This is a genomic window from uncultured Paracoccus sp., from assembly GCF_947496875.1.
Taxonomy (GTDB): Bacteria; Pseudomonadota; Alphaproteobacteria; order Rhodobacterales; family Rhodobacteraceae; genus Paracoccus.
Genome location: NZ_CANMEH010000001.1, coordinates 356046 through 372606, shown reverse-complemented (window position 1 = coordinate 372606; position 16561 = coordinate 356046). Strand labels below are relative to the sequence as shown.

Genomic DNA, 16561 nt, shown 5'->3' with positions numbered 1-16561 from the left:
GGTCAGCCTTTCATCACGTTCACGTCGTCCACCGCGATGGTGCCGCGATTGCGGAAGAAGGCGACCAGGATCGCGAGCCCGATCGCCGCCTCGGCCGCGGCGACGGTCAGCACGAACATCGTGAAAACCTGGCCGGCCAGATCGCCCAGATGCGCCGAGAAGGCGACGAAGTTCACGTTCACCGCCAGCAGGATCAGCTCGATCGACATCAGGATGACGATGACGTTCTTGCGGTTCACGAAGATCCCGAACACGCCGGTGACGAACAGGATCGCCCCCACCACAAGGTAATGTGTCAGTCCGATCATCAGCCTTCGTCCCTTCCGGTTCGTTGTCCGGTTCCGAGTCGAACCCGCGTTGCCCGCGGGCCGGTCATCACTGCTGGCTCCTTATCACGAACCAGTCAGACTGCCACCCGATCCGGCGGCCTGTTGCGTGACAGCCCCGCGACATGTGGCCGCCAGATCGCCGCCGGCACGAATGCGCCCCCCAGCCCTGTGCGTCACAGCCCCTCGCCGGGTCGCGGGTTGGTCATCCGCATGGCCTTGGCCGGGTCGCGCCACATCTGCTGCAGCACGTCCTGCCGCTTGATGTCCCTGCGGTGACGCAGCGTCAGCAGGATTGCCCCGATCATCGCCACCAGCAGGATCAGCCCCGCAAGCTGGAAGGGCAGCAGATAGCGATCGTAGAGCACGGTCCCGATCGCGTGGGTGTTCAGCGTGTTCTCGATGATCGGCGCCGCGCGGGCAGCAGCGGCCGTTTCGGATGATTCCCAAACCCCGAAACCGAAGGCCAATTGCGCCAGCATCACCACCGCAATCAGCAATCCCAGCGGCAGGTACCCGGCGAGCTCGCCCCGCAGTTCCGCGAAATCGACGTCCAGCATCATCACGACGAACAGGAACAGCACCGCGACTGCGCCGACATAGACGATGATCAGCAGCATGGCGACGAACTCCGCCCCTTGCATGACGAACAGACCCGATGCGGACAGGAAAGCCAGGATCAGCCACAGGACCGAATGCACCGGGTTGCGCGAGATCACGACCATGAACCCGGCAATCACCGCGGACAGTCCGAACAGGTAGAACGCGAAGACGATCATTTCTCGGCGTCCTCTTCGGCAAAGACGGACTGCGCGATGTTCAGCGCCTTCTGCATCGCCGGCATCCCCCCAAACATGCTCATCTGCCAGATCGTCTCGGCGATTTCACGGGGGGTGGCGCCGGCCTGGCGGGCATGGCGAACCGCCAGCCGCAGTTGCGGCTCGGCCATCGCGCCCTGGACCGTCAGCGCGCCGATGGTCAGCAGCATCCGCGTCTTCGCGTCCAGCCCTTCACGGTTGAAGGTGCGCCCGAACCACATCTCCATCATTTCGGCCGACATGGTCGGGATCATCTTCTCGAAGGCCCGCATGTCGAAGTTCTCGAGCTTGGGATTGAACGCCCGGGCCATTTCCTGCCCCGACGCGAGCATCTGGGAAAACATCTTGGAAAACGCGTCGCTCATGGTTCACCCCACCTGGCTCGTCTGACTCGGTCGCAACGCGGCTGACGGGTCCGGACCCGTCCCGCTCATCTGTATGGCGCATCAAGCTGCAGGTTGCGGGCGATCTCGGCCTCCCACCGGTCGCCGTTGGCCAGCAGCTTGGCCTTGTCGTAGAACAGCTCCTCGCGCGTCTCGGTGGCGAACTCGAAGTTCGGTCCCTCGACGATCGCATCGACCGGGCAGGCCTCTTGGCAGAAACCGCAATAGATGCACTTGGTCATGTCCAGGTCGTAGCGGGTGGTGCGGCGGCTGCCATCCTCGCGCGGCTCGGCATCGATGGTGATCGCCTGCGCCGGGCAGATCGCCTCGCACAGCTTGCAGGCGATGCAGCGTTCCTCGCCGTTCGGATAACGGCGCAGCGCGTGCTCGCCCCGGAAGCGCGGCGACAGCGGGCCCTTTTCATGCGGATAGTTGATCGTCGCCTTGGGCGAGACGAAGTACTTCATCCCCAGCCCGAAGCCCTTGATGAAGTCCCACAGCAGGAAATACTTGGTGGCGCGGGCGAGATCGAATGCCATCTCAGGCGGCTCCGTGTTCCGCGGCAAAGCGATCCATCGCGCCGACGACCAGCCGCTTGGTGGCGTCAGCGTCCCCGCGCTCGCCCTGCATCATCGCCTCGGTGACGAACTGGGCCAGCGTGGCCTTTTCCGTTTCGGTGGCGTTGGCGATCGCGGTGGCGAGTTCGTTCGTGGTCATGACTTATCCTCCGACTAGGGTTGCGCCGATGGGCACCATGTGATCCCAGCGCGCCCAGGCCCCGCCCAGCACCTGATAGCGCGCCAGAAAGGCGATCAGCACCACCCAGGCCAGGGACAGCGGCAAGAACACCTTCCAGCCGACACGCATCAGCTGATCGTAGCGATAGCGCGGCACGATCGCCTTCACCATGGCGAACATGAAGAACCAGAAGACCATCTTCAGGAACATCCAGATCGCCCCATCCGGCAGGCCCGGGATCGGCGACAGCCAGCCGCCGAAGAACAGCAGCGAGATCAGCGCGCACAACAGCCAGATCGCGATATACTCGCCGGCCATGTAGAGCAGGTAGGGCGTCGAGGAATATTCGACCATGTGCCCGGCGACCAATTCCGATTCAGCCTCGGCCAAGTCAAAAGGCGGCCGGTTCGTTTCTGCAAGCGCGCTGATGAAGAACAGGACCAGCATCGGCAGATGCGCCAACCAGTACCAGTGGAACAGCCCGTATTCGCCGCGCTGGGATTCCACGATGCCGGTCAGGTTCATGGTGCCGGCCGAGATGATCACCCCGACGATGATCAGCCCCAGGCTGACCTCGTAGGAGATCATCTGCGCCGCAGAGCGCAGCGACGCGAGGAACGGGTATTTCGAGTTGGACGCCCAGCCACCCATGATCACGCCGTAAACCTCGAGCGAGGACACGGCGAAGATGAACAGGATACCCACGTTGATGTCGGCCATCACCCAGCCGGGCGCGAACGGCACCACGACCCACGCCAGGGTCGCCAGCATCATGCTGAGGAATGGCGCCAGGAAGAACACGAACTTGTCGGCCCCGGCCGGGATCACGATTTCCTTGACGATGTATTTCAGCGCGTCGGCCACCGACTGCAGCAGGCCCCAAGGACCCACCACGTTGGGGCCGCGGCGCATCTGCACCGCCGCCCACACCTTGCGGTCGCCATAGACGAGGAACAGCAGCGAGATCATCACGAAGGCGATGATCGCAAGCCCCTGCGCCAGCATGATCAGCGTGACGCCGAGGGGAGATGCCAGGAATTCAGCCATTCTCGTCGCTCCCTTGGTTCACGCCGCGGGGATGCCGCGGGCTTCGCATTCCTGCAGGGTATCGCGCGTCTCCATGACCCGCAGACCCATGGGCTTGTCACCGGACAGCGTGAAGACCGATCCGATCAGCAGCTTGCCGTTCCGGTTTGCCTGAAGGGTGCGGATGTGGCGCGCGTACTGGCGCCCTTCGCCCTTGGCCCACCCGGCAAGCGCGCATGTGGCATAGGCGAAGGCCACGTCCGCGTCCACCCCGTCCCTGAGGTTCGCCGTCACCTCGACCAGCGAGCCGCGGGTGTCGCCCTTGATCGTCTCGACCCTGGTTCCGATGAATACCTCGGGGTCCGCCTTGAAGCCGGGCGGAAAGGTCGGCAGCGCCGGCCGGGTCCGCGCGGCGAACTCCTCCAGTGCCTTTTCCTGAGCGGTCGGACCCCGCCGGATCGTCCTGCCGGACGATGGGCCCAGATCGATATCGGCGGGTGCCGCGGACAGGTCGATTCCCAGGTTGACGGCCAGCGCCGCCAGCTCGGCCTCGGAGACGTCGAAGGCGTCGCGGCCGCTGGGGCTGTCCAGGGCCACCTCGCTGACACTGCCATCCGGCTCGAGGATCAGGATGTCGCCCGACTTGGTCGAGATGCGGCCGCGGGTCAGCTGGGCCCCGTTCGGGGTATCCTGCAGCACGGCCACGTCCAGCTGGTCAGGCTTGCCGGACGGGCGCAGCTGCGAGGCATCCGGCCCGGGATCGGTGCATCCGGCCAGCGCGGTGGCGAGCGCCGCCGCGGGCAACAGGGTACGGGCAAAACGAATGGCCATCTTGATTACTCCGCCGCCAGGGCGCGGGCAGAACGCGCCGCCGCCATTTCCGAAAGCTGCCCCATCAGCACCGAGCTTCGTGCGATCGGGTTCGAAAGATAGAAATCCCGGATCGCGGTCTGGAAGTCGCCGCTGCCCAGAGGTCCGACCTCGACCGGCTGCCAGGCATTTTCCGGGACCTCGTCGATCCGGGCCAGATGCGGCACGTCCTCGATCAATGCCCCGCGAAGCTCGGCCAGGGTCTGCCAAGGCTGGGTCTTGCCCAGCAACGGCGACAATGCCCGGATGATCGCCCAGTTTTCCTTGGCCTCGCCCGGCGCAAAATTCGCCCGCAGGGCGAGTTGCGGCCGTCCCTCGGTGTTCACGAACAGACCGTTTTCCTCGGTGTAGCACGCGGCCGGAAGGATCACGTCGGCCCGATGCGCGCCACGGTCCCCGTGGCTGCCTTGGTAGATGACGAACGGCCCGCCGGCGTCGCGCGCGGTGATCTCGACCTCGTCGGCGCCCAGCGACCAGACCACCTCGGCCCCGTCCAGCGCGGCATCCATGCCGCCCTCGGTCACCGCCCCCACGTCCATGGCGCCGACGCGGCTCGCGGCCGTGTGCAGGATCAGCAACCCCGAGGCGGAGTTCTGCGCCAGCCGCATCGCATGGCCCAGGACGGCCGCGCCATCGTCGCCGCGCAGGGCGCCCTGCCCCACGATCACCAGGCTCGGCTTGTCCCGCGTGGCGTCGCTAGTGGTGCGTCCGGACAGCTGTGCCAGCGCCTCGCGCCCGGGTCCGGCCAGGGCATACCCATAGGTAAGGTCCGACGCAGGACCGATCACGCCCACTTGGGCGCCCTGGATCCAGGCCTTGCGGATGCGGGCATTCAGCACCGGCGCCTCGGTCCGCGGATCGGTCCCGATCAGCTGGATCATCCGGGCCTGATCGATGTCAGCGATCGCCGCGGTCCCGACATAGCCCGACCGGTTCCCTGCCGGCAGCTTGGCGCCATCCGTACGGCATTCCACGGTCCCGCCGATCGCCTCGATCAGCTGCTTGAGCGCATAGACCGCCTCGACCGGGGCCAGGTCTCCGATCAGCCCGGCGACCTTGCGACCCTTCATGGCCGTTGCTGCTGCGTCCAGCGCCTCGGGCCAGCTTGCGGGGCGCAGACGGCCGTTCTCGCGGATATAGGGCCGGTCCAGCCGCTGCCGGCGCAGCCCGTCCCAGACGAACCGGGTCTTGTCGCTGATCCATTCCTCATTCACGTCGTCATGGTTGCGGGGCAGGATGCGCATCACCTCGCGCCCCTTGGTGTCGACGCGGATCGACGATCCCAGCGCGTCCATCACGTCGATCGACTCGGTCTTGCGCAGCTCCCACGGCCGGGCCGTGAAGGAATACGGCTTGCTGACCAGCGCCCCGACCGGGCACAGATCGATGATGTTGCCCTGCAGGTTCGTGTCCAGCGTCGTGGTCAGAACGCTGGTGATCTCTACATCCTCGCCGCGCCCGGTCTGGCCCATCTCTGCGATCCCGGCCACCTCGGTGATGAAGCGGACGCACCGGGTGCAGTGGATGCAGCGGGTCATGTGGGTTTCGACCAGCGGCCCCAGGTCCAGTTCCGCATTGGCGCGCTTGGGCTCGCGATAGCGGCTGAAATCGACGCCATACGCCATCGCCTGGTCCTGCAGGTCGCATTCGCCGCCCTGGTCGCAGATCGGACAGTCCAGCGGATGGTTGATCAGCAGGAACTCCATCACCCCTTCCCGGGCCTTGCGGACCATCGGGCTGTTGGTTCGGATCTCGGACGGCGCGCCATCCGGACCGGGGCGCAGATCCTTGACCTGCATCGCGCAACTGGCGGCGGGCTTGGGTGGGCCGCCGACGATCTCGACCAGGCACATGCGGCAGTTGCCGGCGATCGACAGCCGCTCGTGATAGCAGAAGCGCGGGATCTCGATCCCTGCGTGTTCGCAGGCCTGGATCAAGGTCAGGTTCGGATCGACCTCGATCAGCTTTTCATCGATCTTGATGGTGCGCTTGTCGCTCATCTGCCTGCCTTACGCTTTGGCCCGGCCGCAACCGGCCAGCCGCCCTTTACCGTTCTGCCGGTCTTCGGCCATCACTTCGCCACCAGCAGCGACCCGGCGACCGATCCGTCGGCGATCTCCTGCAGACCCAGACGGCAGAAGCTCGCGGGATCGTCCCCACTGACACCTTTGCGCGCCAGGTAGTCCTCGGCAATCGCATAGATGCGGCGACGTTCCGACTTGCTGTCCAGGAACGTGTCGATCTGCTGCTTGGAATAACCCTTGTCCAGCGCGTATCTCTGCAATGCCCGTGCCTGCTGGAACGCATAGATCATCCGGCCGTCGATGCTGGGGCACTCCCGCCGGATCCGGTCGGCGATCCGCGCCGCGATCAGCCGGTCATTGATGTAGCGCTCGGTCGACAGCGGCTCGAGCGCCGCGGCCGAGGTCGCAGCAAGTCCGACGGCGATCACCGCCGCCGCGAGGCGACGTGCCGCCCGGTTCACCCTTGTCATGGTCTTCTCCTTCGCCGGTCCAAAGGCGACAGGATACGGGAGCCGAACGGCAATGGCCCGACACGGCTGCGTCAGCCCCGTGTGAGCGATGTTGCGGCAGATCGGACCGGGCCGGACCATCAGAACCACGCCTTTCGCCCGACTTCGTAGGTCTCGTAGAACTGCTCGTCCGAACGGGTCAGGTAGATGATCCCCTCGATGAATGAGATCAGGCCCATTACCGCATTCGGCAGAAAGAACAGCAGGAAGCCCAACCCCGAGCTGACCAGCATGATCACGCCCGCAAGGTTCGCGCCGATGTAGAACTTGTGAACCCCGAACGCACCCAGGAAGAACGCAAGCAAGGCGGCGACGATCTTGTTCTTGTCCCCGCGCCGCACGGCCACATGTGCCGGCCCGGGATCGGGATAGACCTCGACCGCCCGGTCGCCGGCGACGGCGAAATCGACGGCCGCGCCCGCACGCGCGATCTCGCCGGCCCCCATGAGATCCGGCGCGGAAAAGCGATAGCGCGCACCGTCCTCGGTCGAGATCACGCCCTCGCCGCTGGCATCGTCGATGTGCAGGATCTTGCCTTTCACGCCGCGGCCTCCCGGATCATTCCGCCGCCATCGCGCCCATCCGGCCGGTGCGGCGGGCCTTGATGCGGTCCTCGATCTCTTCGCGGAAGTGCCGGATCAGGCCCTGGACCGGCCAGGCTGCGGCGTCGCCAAGCGCACAGATCGTGTGGCCTTCGACCTGCTTGCTGACGTCCAGCAGCATGTCGATTTCCTCGATCTCGGCCTCGCCACGAACCAGACGCTCCATCACCCGCATCATCCAGCCGGTGCCCTCGCGACAGGGCGTGCACTGGCCGCAGCTTTCATGCTTGAAGAATGCGGACAGCCGCCAGACCGCCTTCACCACGTCAACCGAGTTGTCCATCACGATCATGCAGGCCGTTCCGAAGGACGACTTCAGCTCGCGCATTCCGTCGAAATCCATGACCGCGTCCTCGCACTGGCTCGCGGGGATGATCGGGCAGGACGCGCCGCCGGGGATGATCGCCTTGAGGTTCTTCCACCCGCCGCGGATGCCGCCGCCATGCTTGTCGATCAGTTCGCGCATCGGGATCGACATCGCTTCCTCGACCACGCAGGGCGTGTTGACGTGCCCGGTCAGACCGAACAGCTTGACCCCGGCGTTGTTCGGCCGCCCGAAACTGGCGAACCATTCGGCCCCGCGGCGCAGGATCGTGGGCACGACGGCAATGGATTCGACGTTGTTGACCGTCGTGGGGCAGCCGTACAGCCCCGCCCCGGCCGGGAAGGGCGGCTTCATCCGGGGCATGCCCTTCTTGCCTTCCAGGCTTTCCAGCAGCGCGGTTTCCTCGCCGCAGATATAGGCGCCCGCGCCGTGGCTCAGGAACAGGTCGAAGTCCCAGCCCGACCCGGCCGCGTTGCGGCCCAGCAGCCCCGCATCATAGCATTCGTCGATCGCCGCCTGCAGCGCCTCGCGTTCGCGGATGTATTCGCCCCGGATGTAGATGTAGCAGGTGTGCGCCCCCATCGCGAAGCCGGCGATCAGCGCCCCCTCGATCAGCGTATGCGGATCGTGGCGCATGATCTCGCGGTCCTTGCAGGTCGCAGGTTCCGATTCGTCGGCGTTGATGACCAGATAGGACGGCCGGCCGTCGCTTTCCTTCGGCATGAACGACCATTTCATGCCGGTGGGAAAGCCCGCACCGCCGCGCCCGCGCAGCCCGGATTTCTTCATCTCGTCAACAATCGCGTCGCGGCCGCGCGCGATCACGTCGGCAGTGCCGTCCCAGTGGCCGCGGCTGCGCGCGGCCTGCAGGCTGCGGTCGGCCATGCCGTAGAGGTTGGTGAAAATCCGGTCCTGATCGCTCAGCATGCGCGTCGTCGTCCTATTGTTGGTGCGGGCTGCCGGTGCGCCGGCGCCAGATCCGCCAGACCACCAGAAGCGACCAGATCAGTGCCCCCATCGCGGCCATGTCGGCCAGAAAGGCGTAGTGGCTCGGCCAGCCAAGCTGCCGGCCAGCCCAGTTGGCCACAAGCCACAGGATCATCGTCAGCGCGATGACAGCCCCGACCAGTCGCATCTGGGCGCTGTCGTCCTGTGACCCGCGCCCTGTCATGGCCGCGGCCCGGCGTCGGTCGCCCGGTAGGCGCCGGAATCTTCGCCCTCGGAGAATCCGGTCGCGTCATCGACCGTGGAAGGGTCGTTCAGGTCTTCCATGTCCGGTCCACGGGGAGGCCGCTGGTCCTGCACGCCGCCGGGTTCGGCCGAGCGCACCGATTCACCCGGCATTCTATGGTCCTGCGATTCAGACAGGTCATCCATGACCGCCCGGGTGTCCTCCAGCGGGCTGTCCTCCGCCACCGGCGCGGGCTCGGACGAGTCCTGAGCGGTATGTCCCGGGGACGCCCCCGCGGTATTGCCCTGGGTGGTGCCGAATGTCGGCGCCTGACCACCCCCCGTGGCAGCCCGGACGGCGCCGTGCGACAGCGTCTGATCCCGGGTGGCTCCTGCCACGATCGATCGCGGCGGTGCCGGCTGCCCGACCGGTATCACGGGTGCCTGCGCCGTTCCCATCAGCACCGTCTCGGCCGGCCCCGGATCCTCGTCCCTGTCGATCGTCAATGTCCTGCCGCCCGGGGCCGACCCGCCGCCGGCCGTCGCGGGCTCGCTCGCGACCAGATCCGGTGCGGAGCCCCTATCGCCACTGCAGACCAGCCACACCAGCAACGCACCGAACAGCGCCCCGGCAATGATTGCCAGGAACAGTGCGCCCGCGAGTCCCATGCCCGTCCAGCTCAGGACAAGGATCAGCAGGCCCAGTGCCGCGCCGGCGATCCAGCAATTCCGTTTGCAGATGTCCTGTGTCATGGCGATCCTATTCGGTGTCCTTGGCGTCGGCGGGCGCCCCGGCGGGCTCGCGCTTGGACCGCGGCCGCGCGGCGGAGGTGCCGGCGGCTTCCTGGACGGTCACCCCGGTTTCGTCTGCCGGCCGTCCGCGCGACGGTTCCGGCTCGTTATCGTCGCCATCGCCCTCATCCGTGTCGGGCTGTCGCCGCCAGGGGGTCAGGATCGGCGCCTCGGACCCGTCGATCCGCTTGACCGTGTCGCGCTGCTTGAGCGCCAGCGCGACCGAGGCGTTGTTCTCTTCGCCCCCTTGGGTGTCCCGCAGCGCCACGGGGCCGCCACTGGGCTCGGACGAGAACCGGCCGTTCTGCGGGCCCGGCACCGGCAGCTGGCCGGCGGCGAGCGCATCCAGCAGGGCCGACAGCTTCTCGACCGTCAGATCCTCGTAATAGTCCTTGCCGATCTGCACCATCGGCGCGTTCGAGCAGGCGCCGAGGCACTCGACCTCTTCCCAGCTGAAATTGCCGTCGGCCGACACGGTGTGGGGCGTCGGCGCGATCCGGGTCCTGCAAAACGCGACCAGATCCTCGGCACCGCAGATCATGCAGGTCGTGGTGCCGCAAATCTGGACATTGGCGATGCGGCCGACAGGCTGCAGCTGGAACATGAAGTAGAATGTCGCGACCTCGAGCGCCCGGATATACGGCATGTCCAGAAGGGTGGCGACGTACTCGATGGCCGGCCGGGTCAGCCAGCCTTCCTGTTCCTGCGCGCGCCACAGCAGCGGGATGATCGCCGAGCGCTGCCGCCCCTCGGGAAACTTCGACATCTGCGCATGGGCCCAGGCGAGGTTCCGGGAGGTGAACGCAAATGACTCGGGTTGTTCTTTCGCAAGACGGCGCAGCATCTACGCAGGATCTCCACTGGCATGCGGAACGGGGAAAGGGAACGCGCCGCTCACCGGTCGATCTCGCCGAAGACGATGTCGATGGACCCGATCACCGCGGCCACGTCGGCCAGCATGTGGCCGCGGGTCAGCCAGTCGATCGACTGCAGATGCAGATAGCCCGGGGCCCGCAGCTTGGCGCGGTACGGCTTGTTCGTGCCGTCGCTCACCATGTAGACGCCGAACTCGCCCTTGGGCGCCTCGACCGCGGCATAGACCTCTCCGGCAGGCACCTTGAAGCCCTCGGTGTACAGCTTGAAGTGGTGGATCAGGCTTTCCATGTCGCGCTTCATCTCGGCCCGGCGCGGCGGCGTCAGCTTGCCGCGGGCCAGCACGTCGCCGGCGGGCTCGGCCTTCAGCTTGGCCACGGCCTGGCGGATGATCCTGGTGGACTGGATCATCTCCTCCATCCGGATCAGGTAACGGTCGTAGCAGTCGCCGTTGGTTCCGACCGGGACCTCGAACTCGAACTCGTCGTAGCACTCGTAGGGCTGGCTGCGCCGCAGGTCCCAGGCCAGGCCCGATCCGCGCGCCATTGGGCCCGAATAGCCCCAGTCCAGCACGTCCTGTTCCTTGACGACGCCGATGTCGACATTGCGCTGCTTGAAGATCCGGTTCTCGGTCAGCAGGCTGTGCAGATCGTCGACGACGCGCGGGAATGCGACGGCCCAGTCGTCGATGTCGTCCAGCAACGCCGGCGGCAGGTCCTGGTGGACCCCGCCCGGGCGGAAATAGGCCGCGTGAAGCCGCGCTCCGGACGCCCGCTCGTAGAAGATCATCAGCTTCTCACGCTCTTCGTAACCCCACAGCGGCGGGGTCAGCGCGCCGACGTCCATGGCTTGCGACGTCAGGTTCAGCAGATGGTTCAGGATGCGGCTGATCTCGGAGTACAGGACCCGGATCAGCGAGGCGCGACGCGGGATCTCGACCCCGGTCAGCCGCTCGATCGCCAGGCACCAGGCGTGCTCCTGGTTCATGGGCGCGACATAGTCCAGCCGGTCCAGATACGGCAGGTTCTGCAGGTAGGTGCGCGACTCCATCAGCTTTTCGGTGCCGCGATGCAGCAGGCCGATATGCGGGTCGGCGCGCTCCACCACCTCGCCGTCCAGTTCCAGCACGAGGCGCAGCACGCCATGCGCGGCCGGATGCTGGGGTCCGAAGTTCAGGTTGAAGTTGCGGATGCGCTGTTCGCCATCCAGCAGGTCGGTGCTGCCGTCGTCATAGGCGTTGGTGCGGATGTCGCCGTCCATCACTTCTTCCCTTCCGCGGTCACGCCCAGGGTCGCCGGGGCTTTCTCGTCGCCGGGCAGGACGTAGCGGGCCCCTTCCCACGGAGACAGGAAGTCGAACTGCCGGTATTCCTGCGTCAGGTTCACGGGCTCGTACACCACGCGCTTTTCACCGTCATCATAGCGCACCTCGACATAGCCGGTCGTGGGGAAATCCTTGCGCAACGGGAAACCCTGGAACCCGTAATCGGTCAGGATGCGCCGCAGGTCCGGGTGGCCGGAGAACATGATGCCGAACATGTCGAACACCTCGCGCTCGAACCAGTTGGCGCAGGGATAGACGCGGGTCAGCGACGGCACCAGCTCGTCCTCGCGGACCGCTGCCTTGATGCGAATCCGCTGGTTCGTGTACATCGACAGCAGGTGCCATACCACGTCGAACCGGGCCGAGCGGTTCGGATGATCCACGGCGGTGATGTCGACCAGCGTCGTGAACCGACAGGTCTGGTCGGTCTGCAGGAACCCGGCCAGCGCCGGGATGCTGCCCACATTCGCGGTCAGGGTCAGTTCGCCGAACTCGATCTTCGTGGACAGCACGTCGTTCTTGCGCCGCATCGTGATCAGGTCACCAAGTTCGGCCAGCGTGTCCAGATCGGGATAAACCGCCATCTCGCTCACCTCACCAACGTGCCGGTCCGGCGGATCCGCCGCTGCAGCTGCATGACGCCGTACATCAGCGCCTCGGCGGTGGGCGGACAGCCCGGAACATAGATGTCCACCGGGACGATCCGGTCGCAGCCCCTGACGACGGAGTAGCTGTAGTGGTAATAGCCGCCGCCGTTCGCGCAGGACCCCATCGAGATCACGTAGCGCGGTTCCGGCATCTGGTCATAGACCTTGCGCAGCGCCGGCGCCATCTTGTTGGTCAGCGTGCCGGCCACGATCATCAGGTCCGACTGCCGCGGCGAGGCGCGGGGTGCAGTGCCGAACCGTTCCAGGTCATAGCGCGGCATCGAGGCGTGGATCATCTCGACCGCGCAGCAGGCCAGCCCGAACGTCATCCAGTGCAGCGATCCGTTCCGCGCCCAGTTGATGATGTCCTCGGTCGTGGTCAGCAGGAAGCCCTTGTCCTGCAGTTCACGGTTCAACGCCTGGGTCGCGACCTCGCGGTCGGGTCCGGCCGTGTTCGGGCCGGTCTGCACGCCGTCGGGAAACATCAGGCCGGACTGCACCCCGGTGGGATGGCCGCCGTGATGCGCCGGGCCGGTTCCGGTGCGTTCGCCCTTGTCCATCACGCCCATTCCAAGGCCCCCTTCTTCCATTCATAGGCAAAGCCCACGGTCAGCACGGCCAGAAACACCATCATCGACCAGAATGCGACGTCGGACAGGCCCATGAAGCTGACAGCCCAGGGAAAGAGGAAGGCGACCTCGAGGTCGAAGATAATGAACAGGATCGACACCAGATAGAACCGGACGTCGAACTTCATCCGCGCATCGTCGAACGCGTTGAAGCCGCATTCGTAGGCGCTGACCTTTTCGGGATCGGGATTGCGCACCGCGATCACGGCGGCAGCGACCACCAGGATGATCGCCAGCGCCGATGCCATGCCGAGAAAGACAAGCACAGGCAGATATTCGGACAGAATATAGTCCACGCGGCATCTCCCTGACGTCGCGGGGCCGGGGCGCCGCCGCGGGTGGATTGGCTGTTGCCCGTTTAGACCCGCGGGGCCGCAGGGTCAATGAGAGCCGGCCCGGCACCCCGCGATGTCACCTTATGTCGCATGCGATCAGGACCGCTGCACCGCGGTCCCGATTGCCTCACTCTGCCGCGATCTTCCGGCGCGGCTTGCGGTTCGGCTGCGGGACAGCGACCGGCCCGTGCCGGCGCTCGGCCTCCGCCAGCAGAGGGGCAAGGTAACGCCCGGTGTGGCTTTCCGGGACAGCCGCGATCTCCTCCGGCGTTCCCTCGGCGACGATCACGCCACCGCCGTCACCGCCCTCGGGGCCGATGTCGATGATCCAGTCGGCGGTCTTGATCACGTCGAGATTGTGTTCGATCACGACGACCGTGTTGCCCTGATCGACCAGCGAATGCAGGACTTCGAGCAGCTTTCGCGTATCGTCGAAATGCAGGCCCGTCGTCGGTTCGTCGAGGATGTACAGCGTCTTGCCGGTCGAGGCGCGGGACAGTTCCTTGGCCAGCTTGACCCGCTGCGCCTCGCCGCCCGACAGGGTGGTGGCCTGCTGGCCGACCTTCACGTAGCCCAGCCCCACCTGCATCAGCGCGTCCATCTTGGACCGGATCGACGGCACCGCCTTGAAGAACGCCTGCCCCTCCTCGATGGTCATGTCCAGGACGTCGGCGATGGACTTGCCCTTGAACTCGACCTCCAGCGTCTCGCGGTTGTAGCGTTGCCCCTTGCAGGTCTCGCAGGTGACATAGACGTCGGGCAGGAAGTGCATCTCGATCTTGATGACGCCGTCGCCCTGGCAGGCCTCGCAACGGCCGCCCTTGACGTTGAAGCTGAACCGGCCCGGCTTGTAGCCGCGCGCCTTGGATTCGGGCAGGCCGGCGAACCAGTCGCGGATATGGGTATAGGCGCCGGTATAGGTGGCCGGATTCGACCGGGGCGTCCGGCCGATCGGACGCTGGTCGATGTCGATGACCTTGTCGAGATGCTCCAGCCCCTTGATCGCCCGCGCAGGGGCGGGCGTCTGGCGGGCGCCGTTCAGCCGCATCGATGCCGTCTTGAACAGCGTCTCGATCGTCAGCGTCGACTTGCCACCGCCCGATACGCCGGTGATGCAAACGAACTTTCCCAGCGGAAAACCGACGGTCACGTCCTTCAGGTTGTTGCCGGTCGCCCCCTCGACGGTGACCAGCTTGCCCTTGCCGGTCCGTCGTTCCCGCGGCACCGGGATCTCGCGGGCGCCGGACAGATACTGGCCGGTCAGGCTGGCCGGGTCGGCCGCGATCTGGTCGGGGGTTCCCTGACTGACCACCGTGCCCCCATGCACGCCCGCCCCAGGCCCCATGTCGAAGACGTAGTCGGCGTGGCGGATGGCATCTTCGTCATGCTCCACCACGATGACGCTGTTGCCGGCGTCGCGCAGCCCCTTCAGCGTTTCCAGCAGGCGGTCGTTGTCGCGCTGGTGCAGCCCGATCGACGGTTCGTCCAGCACGTAGAGCACCCCGGTCAGGCCGCTGCCGATCTGGCTGGCGAGGCGGATCCGCTGGCTTTCCCCCCCGGACAGCGTGCCGGCCGCCCGGCTCAGCGTCAGATAGTCGAGCCCGACATTGACCAGGAAGCCCAGCCGCTCGCGGATCTCCTTGAGGATCGGGGCCGCGATCTCGGACTTCTGTCGTGACAGCTGCGCCGGTGCCTCGTTCACCCAGGCCAGCGCCTCGTGGATCGACAGGGCGACAACCTCGCCGATATGGCGCGTCCCGACCTTCACGGCCAGAGCCTCGGGTTTCAGGCGATACCCGTCGCAGACATGGCAGGGACGGTTGTTCTGGTAGCGCTCGAACTCCTCGCGCAGCCATGTACTGTCGGTTTCGCGCAGCCGGCGCTGGAGGTTCGGGATCACGCCCTCGAAGCTGCGCGTCACCTCGTAGATGCGGCCGGCATCGTCGAAGCGGAAGCGGATCTCGTCCGTCCCGGACCCGTGCAGGAACACCTGCTGCACCTGTTCGGGCAGGTCGCGCCACGGGGTGCGGCGGTCGAACCCGTAATGGGTGGCCAGCGCGTTCACTGTCTGGGTCAGATAGGCCGACTTGGACTTGGCCCAGGGTGCCAGCGCCCCTTGGGCGAGCGACAGCCCGGTGTCCGGCACGACCAGCCGCTCGTCGAAGAACAGCTCCATCCCCAGCCCGTCGCAGGCCGGGCAGGCGCCCATCGGGGCGTTGAACGAAAACAGCCGTGGTTCGATCTCGGGCAGGGTGAAGCCGCTGACCGGACAGGCAAAATTCTCGCTGAAGGTGATCCGCTCGGGCTCCCCTTCGGCGGGCGCCGTTTCAAGCACCGCGATCCCGTCGGCCAGGTCCAGCGCGGTGCGCAAGCTGTCGGCAAGCCGGGTCTCCAGCCCCTCGCGCACGACGATCCGATCGACCACCACGTCGATGTCGTGCCGGAACTTCTTGTCCAGCGCGGGCGGGCTGTCCAGTTCGTGGAACGCGCCATCGATCTTGACCCGCTGAAAGCCGCGCTTGCGCAGGTCCAGCAGCTCCTTTTCATAGGCGCCCTTGCGGTCGCGTACGATCGGGGCCAGCAGATAGGCGCGGGTCCCCTCGGGCAGGGCCATCACCCGGTCGACCATGTCCTGCACCTGCTGCGCCTCGATCGGCAATCCGGTCGCCGGCGAATAGGGCGTGCCGGCGCGCGCAAACAGCAGCCGCAGATAGTCGTAGATCTCGGTGACGGTGCCGACCGTCGAGCGCGGGTTCTTCGAGGTGGTCTTCTGCTCGATCGAGATCGCCGGCGACAGGCCGCTGATGTGGTCGACGTCCGGCTTGCCCATCATGTCCAGGAACTGCCGGGCATAGGCCGACAGGCTTTCGACATAGCGGCGCTGGCCCTCGGCATAGATGGTGTCGAAGGCGAGGCTGGACTTGCCCGATCCGGACAGGCCGGTGATCACCACCAGCCGATCGCGGGGGATGTCCAGGTCCACGCCCTTGAGGTTGTGTTCACGCGCGCCGCGGATCTCGATGAACTTCTGTTCCATGGGCCGGCCTTTTCGGGACAAGCGCATCAGATAGGCATGGGGCGCGGAAAGACAACTGCCCGTTCGGAACAAAGCTGGAACTGCGGAGATGGGTTCCGTCGCGGGGCAAAGCGGAATGGTGGCGATACCCGAGC

The 16561-nt window shown here is 66.2% G+C and carries 19 protein-coding genes; all 19 read right to left on the bottom strand.

Features of this window, described 5'->3' with window-relative positions; all coding sequences use genetic code 11:
* Positions 1-2: 2 nt before the first annotated feature.
* A complete protein-coding gene (nuoK, locus tag Q0938_RS01780) occupies positions 3-308 on the bottom strand; it encodes an NADH-quinone oxidoreductase subunit NuoK (protein ID WP_299358499.1) in 306 nt (101 codons plus the stop codon).
* A 194-nt stretch (positions 309-502) separates the two neighbouring features.
* The gene (locus Q0938_RS01775) at positions 503-1105 is read right to left on the bottom strand and encodes an NADH-quinone oxidoreductase subunit J (protein ID WP_299358497.1); all 603 of its coding nucleotides are present in this window, start codon (positions 1103-1105) and stop codon (positions 503-505) included.
* On the bottom strand, positions 1102-1509 hold the full coding sequence (locus Q0938_RS01770) for a carboxymuconolactone decarboxylase family protein (protein WP_299358495.1): 408 nt from the start codon (positions 1507-1509) through the stop codon (positions 1102-1104). The genes Q0938_RS01775 and Q0938_RS01770 overlap by 4 nt, the downstream gene beginning before the upstream one ends.
* Positions 1510-1574: 65 nt before the next feature.
* Positions 1575-2066: an NADH-quinone oxidoreductase subunit NuoI gene (gene nuoI, locus Q0938_RS01765; protein WP_299358493.1), complete on the bottom strand. Its 492-nt coding sequence runs from the start codon at positions 2064-2066 to the stop codon at positions 1575-1577.
* A 1-nt stretch (position 2067) separates the two neighbouring features.
* Positions 2068-2244 carry a hypothetical protein gene (locus Q0938_RS01760; RefSeq protein WP_299358491.1) on the bottom strand — a complete coding sequence of 59 codons (177 nt, stop codon included), beginning with the start codon at positions 2242-2244 and terminating at the stop codon, positions 2068-2070.
* Positions 2245-2247: 3 nt separating this feature from the next.
* Complete coding sequence (gene nuoH / locus Q0938_RS01755) at positions 2248-3312, bottom strand: NADH-quinone oxidoreductase subunit NuoH (protein WP_299358489.1); 1065 nt, start codon at positions 3310-3312, stop codon at positions 2248-2250.
* An 18-nt stretch (positions 3313-3330) separates the two neighbouring features.
* A complete protein-coding gene (locus tag Q0938_RS01750) occupies positions 3331-4122 on the bottom strand; it encodes a hypothetical protein (protein ID WP_299358487.1) in 792 nt (263 codons plus the stop codon).
* Positions 4123-4127: 5 nt separating this feature from the next.
* A complete protein-coding gene (nuoG, locus tag Q0938_RS01745) occupies positions 4128-6161 on the bottom strand; it encodes an NADH-quinone oxidoreductase subunit NuoG (RefSeq protein WP_299358485.1) in 2034 nt (677 codons plus the stop codon).
* Positions 6162-6232: 71 nt separating this feature from the next.
* Entirely contained in the window at positions 6233-6655 is a 423-nt protein-coding gene (locus tag Q0938_RS01740; RefSeq protein ID WP_299358483.1) for a DUF5333 domain-containing protein, read from the bottom strand.
* A 119-nt stretch (positions 6656-6774) separates the two neighbouring features.
* Positions 6775-7236: a TM2 domain-containing protein gene (locus Q0938_RS01735; protein ID WP_299358481.1), complete on the bottom strand. Its 462-nt coding sequence runs from the start codon at positions 7234-7236 to the stop codon at positions 6775-6777.
* Between the two features lie 16 nt (positions 7237-7252).
* Positions 7253-8548, bottom strand: a complete 1296-nt coding sequence (nuoF, locus tag Q0938_RS01730) for an NADH-quinone oxidoreductase subunit NuoF (RefSeq protein WP_299358480.1) — start codon at positions 8546-8548, stop codon at positions 7253-7255.
* 13 nt (positions 8549-8561) lie between these two features.
* The gene (locus Q0938_RS01725) at positions 8562-8792 is read right to left on the bottom strand and encodes a DUF5337 domain-containing protein (protein WP_299358478.1); all 231 of its coding nucleotides are present in this window, start codon (positions 8790-8792) and stop codon (positions 8562-8564) included.
* Positions 8789-9544 (bottom strand): hypothetical protein, encoded by a 756-nt coding sequence (locus Q0938_RS01720; RefSeq protein WP_299358476.1) that lies wholly within the window; start codon positions 9542-9544, stop codon positions 8789-8791. The genes Q0938_RS01725 and Q0938_RS01720 overlap by 4 nt, the downstream gene beginning before the upstream one ends.
* A 7-nt stretch (positions 9545-9551) precedes the next feature.
* On the bottom strand, positions 9552-10427 hold the full coding sequence (nuoE, locus tag Q0938_RS01715; protein WP_299358474.1) for an NADH-quinone oxidoreductase subunit NuoE: 876 nt from the start codon (positions 10425-10427) through the stop codon (positions 9552-9554).
* A gap of 50 nt (positions 10428-10477) precedes the next feature.
* Entirely contained in the window at positions 10478-11716 is a 1239-nt protein-coding gene (locus Q0938_RS01710; RefSeq protein ID WP_299358471.1) for an NADH-quinone oxidoreductase subunit D, read from the bottom strand.
* On the bottom strand, positions 11716-12363 hold the full coding sequence (locus Q0938_RS01705; protein WP_299358469.1) for an NADH-quinone oxidoreductase subunit C: 648 nt from the start codon (positions 12361-12363) through the stop codon (positions 11716-11718). Before Q0938_RS01705 ends, Q0938_RS01710 begins: the two co-directional genes overlap by 1 nt.
* A gap of 5 nt (positions 12364-12368) precedes the next feature.
* Entirely contained in the window at positions 12369-12911 is a 543-nt protein-coding gene (locus tag Q0938_RS01700; protein WP_299358723.1) for an NADH-quinone oxidoreductase subunit B family protein, read from the bottom strand.
* A gap of 74 nt (positions 12912-12985) precedes the next feature.
* On the bottom strand, positions 12986-13351 hold the full coding sequence (locus Q0938_RS01695; protein ID WP_299358467.1) for an NADH-quinone oxidoreductase subunit A: 366 nt from the start codon (positions 13349-13351) through the stop codon (positions 12986-12988).
* Positions 13352-13517: 166 nt separating this feature from the next.
* The gene (uvrA, locus tag Q0938_RS01690; RefSeq protein ID WP_299358465.1) at positions 13518-16427 is read right to left on the bottom strand and encodes an excinuclease ABC subunit UvrA; all 2910 of its coding nucleotides are present in this window, start codon (positions 16425-16427) and stop codon (positions 13518-13520) included.
* Positions 16428-16561 lie beyond the last annotated feature (134 nt).